General features: G+C 74.4%; 10 protein-coding genes. 3 read left to right on the top strand and 7 right to left on the bottom strand.

The features are described 5' to 3' along the window. A complete protein-coding gene (locus BMW99_RS26190; RefSeq protein ID WP_075017641.1) occupies positions 1-906 on the top strand; it encodes a potassium-transporting ATPase subunit C in 906 nt (301 codons plus the stop codon). Further along, positions 903-2,555 carry a potassium-transporting ATPase subunit KdpA gene (gene kdpA / locus BMW99_RS26185; RefSeq protein ID WP_075017640.1) on the top strand — a complete coding sequence of 551 codons (1,653 nt, stop codon included), beginning with the start codon at positions 903-905 and terminating at the stop codon, positions 2,553-2,555. The genes BMW99_RS26190 and kdpA overlap by 4 nt, the downstream gene beginning before the upstream one ends. 144 nt (positions 2,556-2,699) lie before the next feature. On the opposite strand, the gene BMW99_RS26180 is transcribed toward kdpA, so the two are convergent. The 6 genes from BMW99_RS26180 to BMW99_RS26155 all read right to left on the bottom strand — a co-directional run bounded on the left by BMW99_RS26180 (position 2,700) and on the right by BMW99_RS26155 (position 14,712). Beyond that, complete coding sequence (locus BMW99_RS26180; protein WP_069467307.1) at positions 2,700-3,560, bottom strand: LLM class flavin-dependent oxidoreductase; 861 nt, start codon at positions 3,558-3,560, stop codon at positions 2,700-2,702. Positions 3,561-3,697: 137 nt separating this feature from the next. Further along, positions 3,698-7,378: an ATP-binding protein gene (locus BMW99_RS42245; RefSeq protein WP_245791627.1), complete on the bottom strand. Its 3,681-nt coding sequence runs from the start codon at positions 7,376-7,378 to the stop codon at positions 3,698-3,700. A gap of 231 nt (positions 7,379-7,609) precedes the next feature. Next, positions 7,610-10,567, bottom strand: a complete 2,958-nt coding sequence (locus tag BMW99_RS26170) for an FG-GAP-like repeat-containing protein (RefSeq protein ID WP_069462802.1) — start codon at positions 10,565-10,567, stop codon at positions 7,610-7,612. Beyond that, positions 10,564-13,137 carry a S8 family serine peptidase gene (locus BMW99_RS26165; protein WP_069462803.1) on the bottom strand — a complete coding sequence of 858 codons (2,574 nt, stop codon included), beginning with the start codon at positions 13,135-13,137 and terminating at the stop codon, positions 10,564-10,566. The genes BMW99_RS26170 and BMW99_RS26165 overlap by 4 nt, the downstream gene beginning before the upstream one ends. 145 nt (positions 13,138-13,282) lie before the next feature. Next, positions 13,283-13,666, bottom strand: coding sequence for a VOC family protein (locus tag BMW99_RS26160; protein WP_069462804.1), 384 nt, complete (start codon positions 13,664-13,666; stop codon positions 13,283-13,285). 104 nt (positions 13,667-13,770) lie between these two features. Further along, positions 13,771-14,712 carry an undecaprenyl-diphosphate phosphatase gene (locus BMW99_RS26155; RefSeq protein ID WP_069462805.1) on the bottom strand — a complete coding sequence of 314 codons (942 nt, stop codon included), beginning with the start codon at positions 14,710-14,712 and terminating at the stop codon, positions 13,771-13,773. 538 nt (positions 14,713-15,250) lie between these two features. Between BMW99_RS26155 and BMW99_RS26150 the strand changes: the two genes are divergently transcribed. Continuing rightward, positions 15,251-15,469 carry a hypothetical protein gene (locus tag BMW99_RS26150; protein ID WP_075017639.1) on the top strand — a complete coding sequence of 73 codons (219 nt, stop codon included), beginning with the start codon at positions 15,251-15,253 and terminating at the stop codon, positions 15,467-15,469. A 240-nt stretch (positions 15,470-15,709) separates the two neighbouring features. Here the strand turns inward: BMW99_RS26150 and BMW99_RS26145 are convergent, their stop codons facing one another. After that, positions 15,710-16,429: a Rossmann-fold NAD(P)-binding domain-containing protein gene (locus BMW99_RS26145; RefSeq protein WP_069465619.1), complete on the bottom strand. Its 720-nt coding sequence runs from the start codon at positions 16,427-16,429 to the stop codon at positions 15,710-15,712. Positions 16,430-16,471: the final 42 nt, after the last annotated feature.

Below are 16,471 nucleotides of genomic sequence, written 5' to 3'. Positions count from 1 at the left end.
ATGAACCTCCTCAACCGGCTGCCCGCGTGGGTGGCCCAGCACGTCGTGGCGTTGCGCACCGTGCTGCTCCTCACCGTGATCACCGGCCTCGCGTACCCGCTGGCGCTGACCGCGGTGGCACAGGTCCCCGGGCTGCGGCACGCCGCGGAGGGCTCGCGGGTGACCGGCACCGACGGGCGGACCGCGGGCAGTTCACTGATCGGCCAGTCCTTCCAGGACGCCAAGGGCCGGCCGCTGCCGCAGTACTTCCAGCCGCGCCCGTCCCACGCCGGTGACGGCTACGACGCGTCGGCGTCCGGGGCCGGCAACCTCGGGCCGGAGAGCGTCGTCGACACGCTGCCCCTCAACGGGCGGCCGGACAGCGGCAGGCAGAGCCTGCTCACGCAGGTGTGCGCCCGCAGCAAGGCCGTCGGCGCGCTCGAACACGTCGACGGCGCACGGCCGTTCTGCACGGCCGACGGCGTCGGCGCGGTGCTCGGCGTGTACCGGGCCGATGGCACCAGCGGTGCCGTCACCCGCGTCGTCAGCCTCAACCAGGCATGCCCGGCACGGCCGTTCATCGCGCGCTACCACGGCGTGACGGTGCGGTGCGCCACACCCGGCGCGGACTACGGCCGCGCGGTCGCGGTGCCGGTCCGCGGCGACGCGCCCGCGCACCCGCGGGTGCCGGCCGACGCCGTGACCGCCAGTGCCAGCGGCCTCGACCCGCAGATCAGCCCCGCGTACGCGGCCCTCCAGGTCCCGCGGGTCGCCCGCGAGCGCGGGATGGCCGCGGCCGACGTGCGCCGGCTGGTCGCGCACTGCACCACCGGCCGGGCCCTGGGCTTCCTCGGCGCCCCGGCCGTCGACGTCGTCGAGCTGAACCTCGCGCTCGACCGCACCCACCCGGTGAAGGGGACCCGATGACGTACGCCTGGCTGCAGGCCACCCTGATCGTCGCCGTGGTCGTCGGCCTGCACGTGCCGCTCGGCGACTACATGGCCCGGGCGCTCGACGGCGGCCGGCACCATCGCGCCGAACGCGCGCTGTACCGGCTGTGCGGCGTCGACCCCGACCGCGAGCAGAACTGGCGGCACTACCTGACGGCCCTGCTGGCGTTCTCCGCGATGTCGGTCGCCGCGCTGTTCGCCCTGTTCACCCTTCAGGGCCGGCTGCCCTGGTCCACCGGGCACGGCGGCATGCCGTGGCGGCTGGCGCTGCACACCGCGGTCAGCTTCACCACCAACACCAGCTGGCAGAACTACGCCGGCGAGTCCACGACCGGACACCTCGCGGTGATGGCGGGCCTGGGCGTCCAGGCGTTCGCGTCGGCCGCGGTCGGCGTGTGCGCGGCGCTGGCCCTGATCCGCGGGCTCGTCCGCCGCGGCACCGACGATCTCGGCAACTTCTGGGTGGACCTGATCCGCACCACCGTGCGGGTGCTGATGCCGCTCGCGGTCGTCTGCGGCGTCCTGCTGATCGCGCTGGGCGTCGTGCAGAACCTGGCGGGGCCCGAGACGGTGACGACCGTGGCCGGTGGCCGGCAGACGCTGCTCGGCGGCCCGGTCGGCTCCTGGGAGCCGCTGAAGCTGTTCTCCGGCGACGGCGGCGGCGTCTTCAACGCCAACAGCGCCCACCCCTTCGAGAACCCGACGGCGCTGACCAACGCGCTCGAGATCGTGCTGATGCTGCTGATCCCCACGGCGTTCCTCCGCACCTACGGCCGCATGATCGGCAGCCTCCGGCAGTCGTGGACGCTGCTGGCGGTCGTCGGCATCCTCTTCGCCCTGCTGCTGGGCGCCGCGACGTGGGCGCAGAGCGTCCACGGCGGCACCGTCACGCAGGCGGTGGGCGGCGCCTACGAAGGCACCGAGACCCGGTTCGGCATCCCCGGCAGCACGCTGTTCGGCGTGTCCGCGACGGGCAGCGCGGACGGCGCGGCCAACGCGTCCTACGACAGCTTCTCCAGCCTCGGCGGCGGCGTGCTGATGGCCGCGATGATGCTCGGCGAGATCGCGCCGGGCGGCGTCGGCAGCGGCCTGTACGGTCTGCTGATCGCCGTGATGATCGCGGTGTTCGTCGGCGGGCTGCTCGTCGGCCGCACCCCGGAGTACCTGCGCAAGCGGCTCGGCTTCGCCGAGATGCGCTACGTGGTGCTGTACGCGCTGGTCGGGCCGACGGCCGTGCTGGTGTGCGTGGCGCTGGCCACCGCCACCGGCAACGCCCAGTCCTCGATGGGCAATCCGGGCCCGCACGGCCTCGCCGAGGCGATCTACGCCTACACCAGCAACGTCAACAGCAACGGCAGCGCGATGGCCGGCTTCAACGGCGCGACCGACTTCCACAACCTGCTGATGGTCGCCGCGATGCTCGTCGGCCGCTACCTGCCGATGGTCTTCCTGCTGGCCCTCGCCGGCCGCCTGGCCCGCCAGCAGCCCGGCGTCGTCACCGCCGGCACGCTCCAGGCCCGCGGCGTCAACTTCGTCGCGCTGGTCACCGCCGCCGCACTCATCCTCGCCCTCCTCAACTTCCTCCCCGCCCTCTCCCTGGCCCCCCTCGCCGAGGGCCTGGCCTGACCCGGCTCCCGGTGCGGAGCACCGTCCCCACGACGGGTGCGGCCGGGACGACGGGTGCGGGGTGCGCGGGAGTCGGCCGCACACCCCGCGGGAGACGGTCAGCGGGTGCGGAGGCGCGACCGACTCGCGGGGACCGTACCGGGCTCACACGCGCGGGGGGCCGGCCTCGACGCGGCGGAGGACGGGGGCGAGGCGGTCGATGTCGGGGCCCAGCTGGATCTGGCGTTCGTCCCACCAGGTCGCGCCCGCGTCGGACAGCGGGCCGATGACGTCCGCGGCCCTGCCCGGGTGCGCGGGGGTCGCCCCGCCGAGGACGAACTCGAAGGGGCGCTCGGTCCCTTGCCGGTGCTTGCGGACGTAGGCGACGAGTTCCGCCACCTCCGCCACGTCCGGGACGATCCCGTGCCGGGCGGACTCGAACAGCGGCGCCGCACCGTCCCAGCGGGCGGCCCGCCGCATCGGCGCCTTCGCCGGCCAGAACCCGCCGATCCAGACGGGCGGCCGCGGGCGCTGCACGGGCGTCGGCGTCATCTGCACGTCCCGCGCCTGGTAGTGGACGCCTTCGTGGTCGACGAGCTCGCCCGTCCACATCCTGTCGATGAGGTCCAGGCCCTCGTCCAGCCGTCCGGCCAGGACGAGCGGGTCGGTGGAGTCCCCGAAGCTGCCGTACTCGTCGTCGATGGGTCCGCCGAGGCCCGCCCCGAGGATCATGCGACCTCCGCTCAGCTCGTCCAACGTGGCGACCTGCCGGGCGAGTTGCTGCGGACGGTACCGGGGGACCGGGGTCAGCAGCGTGCCCAGGCGCAGCCGCGACGTGGCCGGTGCGACGGTCGCCAGCAGGATCCACGGATCGGCGAACGGACGTCCCCGGTAGCGCTTGAACTGGAGGTGGTCCCAGACGAACAGGCCGTCCCAGCCCGCCTCTTCGGCCGCGACCGCGACCTTCCGGACGTTCATGGGGTCGGCGAAGTCACCGAAGTTGGGGATGTTGACCGAAAAGCGCATGGGCGTGCTCTGCCTTCCTGCGGGGCCGTCCGTCCGGCACGTGCGGTCCGGCAAGTGCATCGCATCCGCGGCACGGTGCCAATCGATAAAGCCCCGAGCTTAAGGGTGGGCCCTGGCCGGGCCGGTGCGGTGGCCGGCTACCAGAGGCCGTCGGGCGCGGCCGTGCCGTCCGCGAGGCGGCGGGCCGCCGCGACGCGGCTCAGGCCCGCGGGGTAGGGCAGGCCGGCCGCGAGGTCCCCGGCCCCGGACAGGGCCTCCTCCGCCGCCGCGGCCTCACCGAGCCGGAACAGGGCCGCGCCCAGGGCGATCCGCGCCTCCGTCTCGGCGAGACGCTCGCCGGTGCGGCCGGCCCGGGCGACCTCCGCGAGGGCGCGGCGGCGCGCCGACTCGGCCTGCCCCGAGAGCAGTTCGGCCCACGCGACCAGGGCGGGCGCATCGTCCTCCGCGCCGGCCAGGGCCGAAAGCGCCTCGCGTGGACGGCCGGTGCGCAGGGCGAGTTCGGCACGCGCCGCAAGGACCTCCAGACCGGCCTGGCGGTCGCGCGGGACCGCGGCCGCCGACCCGGCCCGGCGCAGGAGCGCTTCGGCCTCCTCGGTGCCCCCGGCGCGCAGGCGGATCCGCGCCAGGGTCGCCAGCGCGTACGGCAGGCACCACGCGTCGTCCGGCTCCGCGCCCCGCACCGCGGCTTCCGCGAAGGTCGCGGCGGCCGCCGACTCCCCCAGCAGCATGTGCAGTTCGGCGAGGTTGGCGCGCTCGAACGCGGCGTTGGTGGGATCGCCGGACCGCTCGGCGAGGGTGAGGGCGCGCTCGCCCGACGCGACGGCCTCGTGCAGCCGTCCGGCGCGGCGCGCGTTCTCCCGCAGCGTCGACAGCGCCGCCACGATCATGGTCGGGTCGCCGGACGCCTCGGCGGGCCCCAGCGCCAGGTCGGCGGTCTCGCGGGCCTCGCCGAACCGCCCGGCCAGCGCCAGGTTGCGGGCCTGCACCACGTACGAGCGCGCCTGGAACGCCATGCCGACGGGGCCCCGGACCCGGCGCGCGGGCTCCAGCGCGCTCAGCGCCGACGCGTACCCGTCCTCGTACTGCCCGAGGATGCCCTGGATGAGGGACAGTGCGAGGTAGTGGCGGGCGGCGGGGCCGGGGGCGGTGGCGGCGGTGACGGTGTGGGACCGCAGGACCTCCCAGGCGTCGCGGGTGGCCCCGGCCTTGGCCAGGGTGTCCGCCAGATGCGCCGCCGCGAGGACCGTGTCGTCGTGGTCACCGCGCCGCACGAACTCCGCGAGGGCGCGCCGCAGTACCCCGGCGGCCTGCGCGAAGTGGCCCATGCGGCCGAGTACTTGGCTGTGCGCGAGACGGGCGTGGGCGGCGTCGACGTCGAGCCGGGTGACCAGTTCGCGGTAGTAGCGGTCGGCGGTGTCGTTGGCGTAGAGGGCGGCGGCGCGCTCGGCCGCGCGGCGCAGGTACTCGGCGGCCCGCGGGTCGTCGGCGCGGGTGAAGTGCGAGGCCAGCTCGTCGACGGCGTCGGGACGGCGGCGCAGCACCGTCTGCGCGAAGGCGGCGTGCAGCTGGCGCCGGCGCACCGCCGTGAGCCGGTCGTAGCAGGTGAGGCGGACGACGGGGTGCCGGAACGCGACGCCCGCCTCGGGCCGGCCGTCCACGACGACCTGGCGTTCCTCCACCAGCGCGACGGAGATGGCCCGTTCGAGGGCATCGGCCGCGGCCGCGCCGGCGACGGGTGGACGCAGGCCGTGCGCGGCCACGTCCAGCAGGTCGGACAGGGCGGTCTCGCCGCCCGCCGCGGACAGCGCCTCGACGATCCGGCGCGTGTCCTGGTCGAGCCGCCCCAGCCGCTCGGCGACGAGCTGCCGCACGCTGTCCGGCGTGACGGGCCCGGCCCCGGCCCCTGCGTCCGTGAGCCCACGCGCCAGCTCGATCGCGAACAACGGATTCCCGCGCGACAGCTCCCACACCCGCACCAGGCGCTCGACGTCCGTGCCGGGGCCGGCGCTTGGCGTGGAGACGGAGTCGAGGCCCGAGCCCGAGCCCGAGCCGGAGCCGGGGCCCCTGCCGTCGCCCGTGCCCGGAGCCACGGCGGAGCTCGGCGCGAGGTCCGGCGCGGGGCCCGGATCCGCGACGGTCCCGCCGGCCGTTCCAGCGCGGGAGCCCGTGGTGGAGCCGACGCCCGGACCGACGCCGGACCCGGCACCGGAGCCCGCGGAGCCCGCCTCACCGCCGCCGCGTGCCGGGCGGGCGGCGGCTCCGGCCTGGGACGGGCCGGCGGCGGTCGCGGTCAGCGCGTCCGCGGCCACCGTGAGGCAGGCCTCCCGGTCGAGGCGGCCGACTTCGACGCGGGTGGCGAGTCCGTGCCGGAGCAGCGCGGCCAGGCCCGTCCTGCGGGGGTCGTCCTCGGGCAGCTCCTCCTCGCGGCAGGTCACCAGGAAGCGCAGCCTCACCCCCGTCCCGGCGGCGTCCGCGGCGTCGGCCGACCGGCGGGCGAGGTGGCTGAGCAGCTGGAACGAGCCGGTGTCCGCGGCGTGCAGGTCGTCCAGGACCAGCACCACCGGTTGCGCCACGGCCAGTTCGCCGAGCAGCGCGGCGGTGCCGCTGAACAGGCGGTCGCGCTCCTCCTCGGGGCTGCGCTCCACGTCGTCCCCCGTGCGTCCCAACGCGGGGAGGAACGCGGCCAGTTCGGGATGTTCGGCGCCGACGAGGGCGCGTTCGCCCGCGTCCCGTCCGGCCAGCCAGCCGTTGAGCGCCTCGGCGAACGCGCCGTACGGGGTGTGGCCCTCCGCGTCGTGTCCGCCGCCCCACAGCACGGCGGCCCCGGACTCGGCGGCCCTGCGGGCCACTTCGCCCGCCAGGCGCGTCTTGCCGACGCCCGCCTCGCCGGTGAGCAGCCGCACCGGCGGTCCCGCGGCGGCGAGCAGCCCGGCGAGCAGGCCGTCGCGGCCGCGTAGCGGCGTCCCGAGCCGGCCGCGGAGCGCAGCGGGCAGCGCGGGCGCCGCGGCCGGCGGGGACGTCACGGCCATGGGCCGGGCGGCGAGCGCGGCGCGGTGCAGCCGCTCGGTCTCCGGGCCCGGCCGCACGCCCAGTTCGGCGTCCAGCGCCTCCCGGCACACGTGGTACTGGCGGACCGCGCGCCGCCGCAGCCCCTGGCGGATGTACGCCTCGATGAGCACGCGGTGCGCGAGTTCCTCGGCCGGGCTGGCCGCCAGGACCTGCTCGGCGACCGCGGCCGCCTCCTGCGCGGCGCCCCGCTCCAGATGGGCGGCGGCGAGTCCGAGCAGCAGCTCCTCGCGCAGCCGGGTCAGCCCGTCCCGGCGCGGCTGCGCCCACGTGGCGTACCGGTCCTCCGGCAGCAGCTCGCCGCCGAACGCGTCGAGCGCGCCCGCCAGCTCCGCCGGGTCGCAGGCGGCGAGGGCGGTGCGCGCCGCCGCTTCGGCGTGGTCGGCGTCGATCCACACGGTGGCCGGGTCGAGCCGCAGCATGGCCCCGTCCGCGACCAGGTAGGAGGAGGCGGCCCGCGGGGCGAGTTCGGGTTCGAGGGCGCGCCGGGCCGCGTGCAGGGCGACCCGGAGGCTGCCGGCCGCGGCCTGCGGGTCGGCGTCGGGCCAGCAGACGTCCATGGCCTGCTCGCGGTGCAGGGCGTGGCCGGGGACGACGGCGAGCAGCTTCACCAGGGCGCGGGCACTGGGACGCGGCCATCGTTCGGCGAGCGCGGGCCCGCCGTCGCGAACGGCGCGAAATCCGCCGAAAAGGTACAGCTTCAGCAAAGGTGGAGCGGGCGTACCGCCTTCCGTGGTGTGCCGCGCGTCCATGAGGGCGCCCACTGTAATCGAGCACGCCATGGCCGCCGGGGGCGGTGCCGCCGGAGTCGGGGGCGGCGCGGGGCGCCGCGTGATCCCGGCGGCACCCTCCGCCACCTGGGGTTTCCGCCGCGCCCCACATCCACCCCGGCCGCCGAACGCCGGGAACCCCGGGCCCCCCTCGGTTCGCCCGGGGGTCCCGGCGTGCCGCGCGCGTCCGGTCGGACGCGCGCGGCGAGCGGCTCAGGAGAGCTTGTACGTCGACACCTCGTGGATGCTCTGGTTCGAGATCAGGTAGCCACCCCCGATCTGCTCGGCCGTCTCGTTCACGCCGCGGTCGTCGAAGTTGAGCATGACGATCTCGTCCACGCCGTCGCCGTCGAGGTCGCCGGCGACGTAGTTGCGGGCGCCCCCTTCGCTCGCCGTCTTGCCGACGTAGTTGGAGTGCATCCCGTCGCTGACGAACGTGGCCGGGTCCCAGAGGTAGGCGCCGCCCTCGGACCCGGTGATGCCGACCTTCCGCCCCCCGGGTCCGGTGATCCAGCCCGCGGTGTGGGTCGGCGGGAGGAACAGGGTCCGCGTGTCCGCGCCGTCGGCGCCGAAGGAGTAGGCCGAGCCGGTGCCGGCCTCCTGGAGCACCCCGTCGCCGTCGAAGTATCCGCCGTGGGTCCACAGGCCGCCGGTCACCGCGGTGTGCAGCAGTTCCCCGGTGCGGCCGTCGCGGATCTCCACGACGTTGCTCGGGGTCATGAAGTCACCGCTGGTGGTGTGGATCGGCGTCCAGGCGACCCAGGTGTACGCGACGGCGTGCCCGTCGGCGTACGGGGTGTTCGACGAGGCGTAGACCGCGTGGTCGAGCAGCGCTCCGCGGATGCCGTCCTGGGAGTCCGCCGGGGCGGTCGGCGTCATCTCCCAGCCCAGGGTGCCGGTCGTCCCGTCCAGCGCGACCGCCTTGACCACGGGGCTCGTGACGTCGATGGCGTCGGCGGCGCCGTACTGGGTGTAGACCCTGCCGTCGTTGACCGAGGGGTCGGCGAAGTACACGGCGCCGGCGCTCGCGGGCGCCGCGTACGTCCACAGCGGCTTGCCGTCGCCCTTGTAGACGCGCAGGGCGTCGGTCGGGACGAGGATCTCCTTCTTGCCGTCCCCGTCGACGTCGGCGAGCACCACGGAACGGACGTACTGGCCGCCGCCGTCGATCGTCCGCAGCACCGCGCCGGTCCTGGAGTCGAGCACGACGACCGCGCTGTCCGCGGCGACGACGATCTCCGGGGTCTTGTCGCCCGTCACGTCCGCGACCTCGATGCGGTGCACCGCGCCCGGCACGGTGGCCTGCCACAGCTTCTTCGGCGTGCCGCCGACCAGCGACGTGCCGGAGTAGGCCCACACGCCGTCGGACTGGCCGCCCTCGACGAGGTCGACCTTCTTGTCGCCGTCCACGTCGACCAGCTGCGCCGACGACATGTCGCCCTGCAACGGCGTCAGTCGCTGCTGGGTGCCGTCGGTGAGGTCGTACGTGCGGACGTTCTGGTCCGCGTCGACGGTGCGGACGTGCCGGCCGTCGGCGTCCTTGTAGACGTCGTCGAACACCGGGGACGTGGTGGCGCCCGACGTGCGCCACGCCACCTTGCCCTTGGCGTTGAACACGGTCAGCGAGCCGTACCGGCCACCGGTGTTGACGGCCTTGCCGATGTCCGTGTCGTCCTGTCCCACGGCGACCAGCTTGTTGCCGACGACGTCCAGCCGCCAGGTACTGGGGCCGTCCTTCCCGTTGTCCGCCGCCCGCTTGGTGGTGTACTGCCACAGGGCGGTGCCCGGGTCGTCGCCGTCCAGGACCCGGATCGTGCTCGCGTTCACGAAGAGGTCGTCCGTCAGCGAGGATTCGCTGACGACGTACTCGTCGGACCCGCCGGCCGAGCCGCCGGACAGGTCGCCGACGGTGAAGGCGGTGGGCAGCACGTTGACCCGGTCGTCCAGGGTCGTGCGGCGGCCGTCGGCCAGGTCGTAGGCCGCGACCTCGTACCGCACCCCGTCGCTGATGTCGGACTGCTCCACGGCGACCAGCTGCCCCCGGCCGCTGTCCAGCCGCAACTGGCGGCTGTACAGGGAGCTGTCGGTCTGCCACTGCACCGAGCCGTCGTTGGTGTCGAGCACGACGGTGCGGCCACGGGACGCGCTGGTGGCGGTCTTCGCCAGGTTCCAGGAGACGGCCGCCCGGCCGCCGCCCAGGTCCTGGACCGAGGCCCACGCGGAGCCCGCGGCGGTCCCGGTGTCGTACGTCCAGGTGCTGGACTCGGACAGCGCGCCGTCCGCGTACGAGAACCGGGTCCCGGTCAGCCGGGTCGTGCCGGTCGCGGCGGCGGAGCCGTTCTGCGCGGGCGAGTCGCCGACGAGCAGCGCGCCGTCGACGATCTTCACCACCGACGCGTAGGCGTAGACCTTCGAGTAGAGCGTCTTCCCGGTCGCGCCGTCCAGGACGGTCACGATCGTGCCCTTGGTCAGCGTCGTGCCGGGCAGCACGACGCCGGCCGCCGGCACCATGCCGAGGCTCGCCGAGAAGACGACGTCGGGGACGCCGTCACCGGTGAGGTCGCCGGTGTCGTAGCCCTGGTCGGAGGCCGGGGTGAACGGCGAGACCGCGTTGTAGCCCATCACCAGCATCGGCGGGTAGAACTCGACGTCCCACGGGCGAAGGTGCTTGACCTTCCAGTCGGCCATCAGCGAGGCGGTGTCGCGGCTCCACTGCGGCGTGCCGTCGGCGGCGCTGCGCGCGACGTGGCCGAGGCTGTGCAGCGTGAAGTAGTCGCCCTTCTTGTTGCCGACGGGGACGGTGGCGGCCAGGCCGCGCACGCCCTCGATCGTCGAGGTGCGCGTCGTGGTGATCGGCTGGGCGGTGTCGGTGGCGGCGCCACCGGTGGCGTCCGGGGCCGGGGCGTCCGTCGCGCCGGTGGTCGCGCCGCTGCCGTCGGTCGTCGCACCGGAACCGGTGGTCGCGCCGGTGCCGTCGGCCGTCGCCGCGGCGTCGCCGTAGAGCTCGGTCTGGAGCCGGTCCGCGAGGGTCTTGCCCTGCGCGCTGGTCAGCTTCATGGCCGACGCGTCCGTGCCGGCGGCCAGGGCGTGCGGGGCCGCGGTCAGGGCGAGGCCGGCCACGGCCAGCATGGAGGCGAGCCGCAGGGCCCGCCGCGAGTCGTGCGCTCTCATGCGTTGTCTCCCTGCGCGAAGTGGACGGCCGAACCCGCGGTGATGACCGCCTGGTCGAACTCGTACTGGAGACCGTCGGTGCCGGACTGGTTCTCGATGCCGACGGTCGCGCTCGCGCCACGGTCGTCGACGGTCTTGTACTGGAGCGTCACCGAGCCGGTGGCCTCGTCGAAGACCGCCTCGAAGGTGGCGCGGGCGCCGGACTGGGCGGCGTAGGCGGCGTTGGTCCACACGACGGCGAACTGCCGGTTGCCCTTGGCGCCGGTGGTGGCCGTCTGGACGCTGGACTTCTTGTCGAGGACCAGGTCGTCCCACAGTGCGGCGACCACGCCGTTGGGCCGGGCGGCGGTGGGCAGCGGGGTGTTGGCGTAGTCCCCGATGCGCGGCTCCAGGAAGTTGATCAGGCCGTTCGTGGTGATCGAGGCGCTGGTGTAGGAGACGCCGTACAGCTTCACCGCGAAGGGCAGGCCGATCGTGGTGGCGTCCTCGTCACCGGTGAGCGCCACGTTCGTGGTGCCCTTGATCCACGCATAGGCGCCCGGGGTGCAGGAGTTGCCGGAGGCGTCGGTCAGCGCCGGGAGCTTGATCCGCTGCGTCTCGTCGCCGCTGACGGTGAGCGCGCCGCGGTACACGCCGTTGCACAGCACCGGGGCGGCGGGCGTCACGGACAGGGTGTAGCTGCCGTCGGCGACGTCCGGCAGCGTGAACGCGCCGCTGGTGTCGGTGGTGACGGGGGTGACCGGCGAGCCGTCGACGGACACGGTGGCCCTGGCCAGCGGCCGGCCCTGCACGTCGAGGACGGTGCCGGTGACCTTGTGGGAGGTCACGGCGTCGAGCGCGAAGTCACGGGCCAGGGCCTCGTCCGCGGTGACGGTGATGCCGGTGACGGTCCGCGGCGCGTAGCCGTAGCCGCTCAGCGTGAAGGAGTAGGTGCCGGCCGGCAGGGTCAGCCGGTAGGCGCCGGCCACGGTCTTGACGGTGCGGGTGCTGCCCGCGCCGTCGGCCGCCTGCACGGTGATGCCGGACAGGGCGGCGCCGGTGGCGGAGTCGGTGACCTCGCCGGTCACGGTCGCGGCGCTGTGCGGCGCCAGCTCGACCGAGTTGTAGATGTCGAGCTTGCCCTCGCCCCAGACGTCGTTGGACGCGGCGGTGCCACCGCAGTGCGTGTCGTCGACGTCGCGCGCGCCCTCGTCGAGCAGCTGCCGGGTGGCGTCGATGTTGCCGACGAGGGACGGGGCGGCCGACCACAGCAGGGCCACCGCGCCGGCGACGTGCGGTGTCGCCATCGACGTGCCGGAGATGGTGTTGTACGTGTCGCCGGGCCAGGTCGAGCGGACGTCGACGCCGGGCGCCGAGATGTTCGGCTTCTGCGAGCCGTCGACCAGGGACGGGCCGAAGCCGGAGAACGAGGCGATCGTGCCCGAGGAGTCGTAGGCGCCGACGCCGTAGGCCGGGGCCTGCGAGCCGGGCGCGTGCGTGGTGGAGCAGGTCGTGCCGTCACCGTCGTTGCCCGCGGCGAACGCCTCGAAGATGCCGGCGGCGTTCCACGCCTCGACGATGTCCTGGTAGAACGTCGTGTCGCCGCCGCCCCAGGAGTTGTTGACGATGTTCGGCGCGAGGTCGGGGCGCGGGTTCTGCCCGTTGTGGTCGGTCGGCGCGAGGATCCACTGGCCGGCGGCCAGCAGCGAGGCGTCCGAGCAGGAGCTCGACTCGCAGCCCTTGGCGGCGATCCAGGTCGCGCCCGGGGCGACGCCGACGCCGCCCTTGCCGACCATCGTGCCCATGGTGTGCGTGCCGTGGCCGTTGTTGTCGCACGGCGCGGCCGTCGGGCACTGGCCCGTCGCGTCGTACCAGTTGTAGTCGTGCGTGAAGGAGCCGTCGCCGTTGTTGCCGCGGTAGTTGGCGACCAGGTCCGGGTGGTCGTACTGGACGCCCGAGTCGACGTTGGCGACGACGATGCCCTCGCCGCGGTCGTCGTACTCGTTCCAGACCTTGTCCGCCTGGATGTCCGCGACGCCCCACTCGGGGGTGCCGTCGCCGTCCGCGGCCGCCTGGGCGGCCGCCTGCACGGCGGACTTCGTCGCCGTCCGCGTCTCGACGTTCTTCGTCTGGCTCTCCAGGTCGTCGAGCTTGTACGTCTGCTCCTTGACGATCCGCGCGACGTCGGGCCGCTGGGCGAGCTGGTCGACGAGCGACTGGCCGCCGGTGACGTAGACGGCGTTGGCGATCCAGAAGTCGCGGTGCCCGACCTTCTTCTTGTCGAGGAAGGACTTCAGGGACCGCTGGCCGTTCTCGGCCGTGGTGCGCAACTGGTCGTAGGCGGCAGTCGCTTTGGCCGCGTGCGACGTCTTGCCGCGCGCGCCCGACAGGTCGGCCTGGTCCTTGAGGACGACGAAGAACGAGGCCTCGCCGCCGTCCTGGACGGCGCCGAGCAGTGATGAGTCGATCTTGGGCGAGGGCGCGCTGTCGGCGGCCGCCGAGGGCAGCGGACCGTTCAGCAGAACGGCCGAGGCCAGCGCGACCGTCGCCCACGCGGCAGATCTGCGCCGTAGGTGGCGAGGCAGGTGCATCCGGGTGCTCCTCCTGAGACGGTAAGGATGACGACGGACGCTAGGAGGAGCCCGTTACTGCGCCATTACCGGCTGAGGGGAGGGGCGGTCAGGACACCCCGGTGGAAGTTCCGGGGTCGGGTGCGCGAACGCGCGGGGAGCGGGTTCAGGTCGCGGCGGCGGCCCGGTCGGACGCGCTGCGGAGGACGCAGAACTCGTTGCCCTCGGGGTCGGCGAGCACGGCCCAGCCCGTCCCGTCGGGGGCGCGGCGGTCCGCGACGAGCGTGGCGCCGAGGGCCAGGAGGCGGTCGACCTCCTCGTCCCGCGAGGTCTCGGGGCGCAGGCACAGGTGGACGCGGTTCTTGACCGTCTTGGGCTCGGGTACCTGGTTGAAGTGGAGCACCGGGCCCTCGGCGAGCATCACCTGGACCTCCCGGTCGCCGGGCCGGTCCTCCGGGTGCAGCGGGCGGCCGGTGACGGCGGCCCAGAAGCGGGCCAGTTCGTAGGCGTCCGCGCAGTCGATCGCGACGTTCTGCAGTACCGAGACCATGCGCCCGAGCCTTCCCGATCCCGCGGCCGCACGCCACCGCATTGCGCGTGGCCACCGGAGCGACCCGAACGACGGGACCGGACCGGACCGGAGCGAGCGGACCGTCAGGCGAACCAGATCATGCTGGCGACGCCCGCCACCAGGCAGTAGATCGCGAACGGCGTCAGCGTCCGGGTCGTGAACCAGCGGGACAGGAACCGCACCGCCGCGTACGCGCACACGCCCGCGGTGAGGAAGCCGACGACGACCTGCCCGTGGATGTGGTCGCCGGCCGACCCGGCCAGGCTCGGCAGCTTGAGGAGGCCGGCCGCGAAGATCACCGGGGTGGCCAGCAGGAACGAGAACTTGGCCGCGTCCTCGTGGTCGAGTCCGCGCAGCAGGCCGCCCACCATGGTGATGCCCGACCGGCTGATCCCCGCCAGCAGCGCCAGGGTCTGGAACAGGCCGATGATCCCGGCCTCGCGGTAGTTGAGGTCGTCCAGGCGGCGCCGCGAGGCGTGCGCGGTGATGTCGCCCTCGGTGGCCGCGCCCGGCCCGGCGCTCAGCTCGGGCGCGAGGGCGGCGGTGCGGGCCACGGAGCCGCGGCGCAGGCGCTCGCCGGTGTAGAGGATCACTCCGTTGACGGTCAGGAAGATCGCGGCGGCCTCCGGCTTGGCGAACAGCGTGCGGAAGGTGTGCTCCAGCACCAGACCGGTGATGCCGACGGGAATGGTGCCCACCACCAGCAGCCAGGCCAGGCGTTCGGTCGACGTCGTCACCGTGCGGGTGCGCAGCGTCGTGAACAGCGCCTTGACGATCGCCACCCAGTCCTTGCGGAAGTAGGCCAGCAGGGCCAGGGCGGTGGCCACGTGCAGCGCGACGATGAAGGCCAGGTACGGGGAGGACCCCGAGTCGCCGGAGGCGTTCTCCGTGACCAGGTGCTGCCACGAGCCGCCGATCCAGGCCGGCACGAGCACGGAGTGGCCGAGGCTGGAGACGGGGAAGAGTTCGGTCACGCCCTGAAGGGCGCCGATGGTGACGGCTTGGAGGTAGGACAGGTCCGACATGGGCTGATCCCTCAGGGAGTCGACTGCGGCAGCGAGGCCGCCGGGCGGCGCACGGCGACACCGGAGGCGTGACCGTCTACACGACTGTAGACGTGCGAGGTGAACACGGAAGGCGAACGCACCGAACACCGCGTGCGAAAACCCGCGGCGTCGCCGGATTGCCACGCGACGGCCGGACCCCGCCACGCGACCGGGCGGCGGCGCGCCCACGGCGGCCCCGGCGCCGACGCTCCGATCGCCGGCACCAGGGCTGCCGCTCACCCTACCTCTACATCATGTAGGAGATCAGTTGCGACGCCCGGCCGGTCGCCACCGGCGCGTCGCCACCGCGGGGACGCCGTCCGCGGGCCGGGCGGCGGCTACTTCGGGCGGCGGCTACTTCGGGCGCCGGCGCGGACCAGCAGTGCTCCGCGTCCGTCGTCATCCACAACGGCTCACCCGTCGTGCAGTGACCCGCTCCCCGCGCGCGGCCCGGACCGGAGGGTGGCGCGGGGCACGGCCCCTGCCCCGGCGCCGCCGCATCCTGCACACTGAGGGGGTGGACGACATGCCTACCGCTCCCGCACCCGTCGAGCCGTACTTCACCGTGCACCAGTGCACGGGCTGCGGCGCCGAGGTCCACGGTCTCCACGGCCGCTGGACGTGCAAGGCGTGCGGCGAGTGCTCCCCGTACTCCGAACCGCCCGAGGGCTGGCAGACGGAGATCCAGCAGGGCGACGCCGCCACCCCGGCCCCCCACCGCCCGCGCCGCCGCTGACCGGCCTGGCCGGACGGTCGCCGCCTCCCCCGTACGGCCCCTTCCGCGGGGTGGCCGTGCGCGGGCCTGCCTACCGTCGGCGGTATGCCCCTCTCCGAGGGCGATGGGGGCCGACGCGCGCCCCTCGACGGCACCTGGCGACCCCCCGCCGTCACCAGGACGACGGACTGACCCCCACCCGGCGGTCCGGCGCCCGGCGCCGCCCGCGGTGACGCGTCAACGCGTCAACGCGTCAGCGCGTCAGGCGGCCGCCGGGCGCGCGGCGCCCAGGCGGTTGATGTCGAAGCTGTCCAGCACGTGCGGGCCCTGGCCGCTCAGTCCCACGGTGGCGATCATCGCGCGTCCCAGATGCCCGGTCGTCGTGGTGTGTCCGGGCGCGAGCCGGTGCAGGAGCGGGTAGAGCCATGAGGTGAGCCGGTAGGTCCAGCGGTAGGCCGCCGTCTTCGAGACGGCTCCGCCGTCGGGCCGGATGTAGCCGGGTCGGAACATGTAGGCGTGCATGGGCATCGCGAGCAGGTCGTTCTCGGTGCGGCCCTTGACCCTGGCCCACATCGAGCGGGACGTGCCCTCGCTGTCCGTCCCCTCGCCGGAGACGTAGGTGAACGTCAGGGACGGGTTGTCGACGCTGACCGCGCGTGCGGCCGCGAGCGTGAAGGTGTGGGTGATGCGGGTGTACTCCTCCTCGCTGCGGCCCGCGGAGGAGACGCCGAGGCAGTAGAAGCACGCGTCGAGGCCGGCGAACTCGCCCTGGATCGCGGTGAAGTCGGCGAAGTCGTCATGGACGATCTCGCGGACCTTCGCGTTCGGGTCGCCGGCGTCCGGACGGCCGGCGGTCGCGTGGTCCGCGCCCAAGGGCCGGCGTCCGACCACCAGGACGTCGGTGATGCCCGGATCGCGCAGGCAGGCGTCCAGCACGCCGTGCCCCACCATTCCGGACGCTCCGAAGACGGCTACTCGCATGTGTGCTCCTGGGACGGGTGATGGCGGTACGCCGTGGCCGGA

It is taken from the genome of Actinacidiphila rubida, assembly GCF_900110255.1.
GTDB lineage: Bacteria > Actinomycetota > Actinomycetes > Streptomycetales > Streptomycetaceae > Actinacidiphila > Actinacidiphila rubida.
Note: the sequence above shows the minus strand (reverse complement) of the source record. Positions and strands in the feature narration are given on the sequence as shown.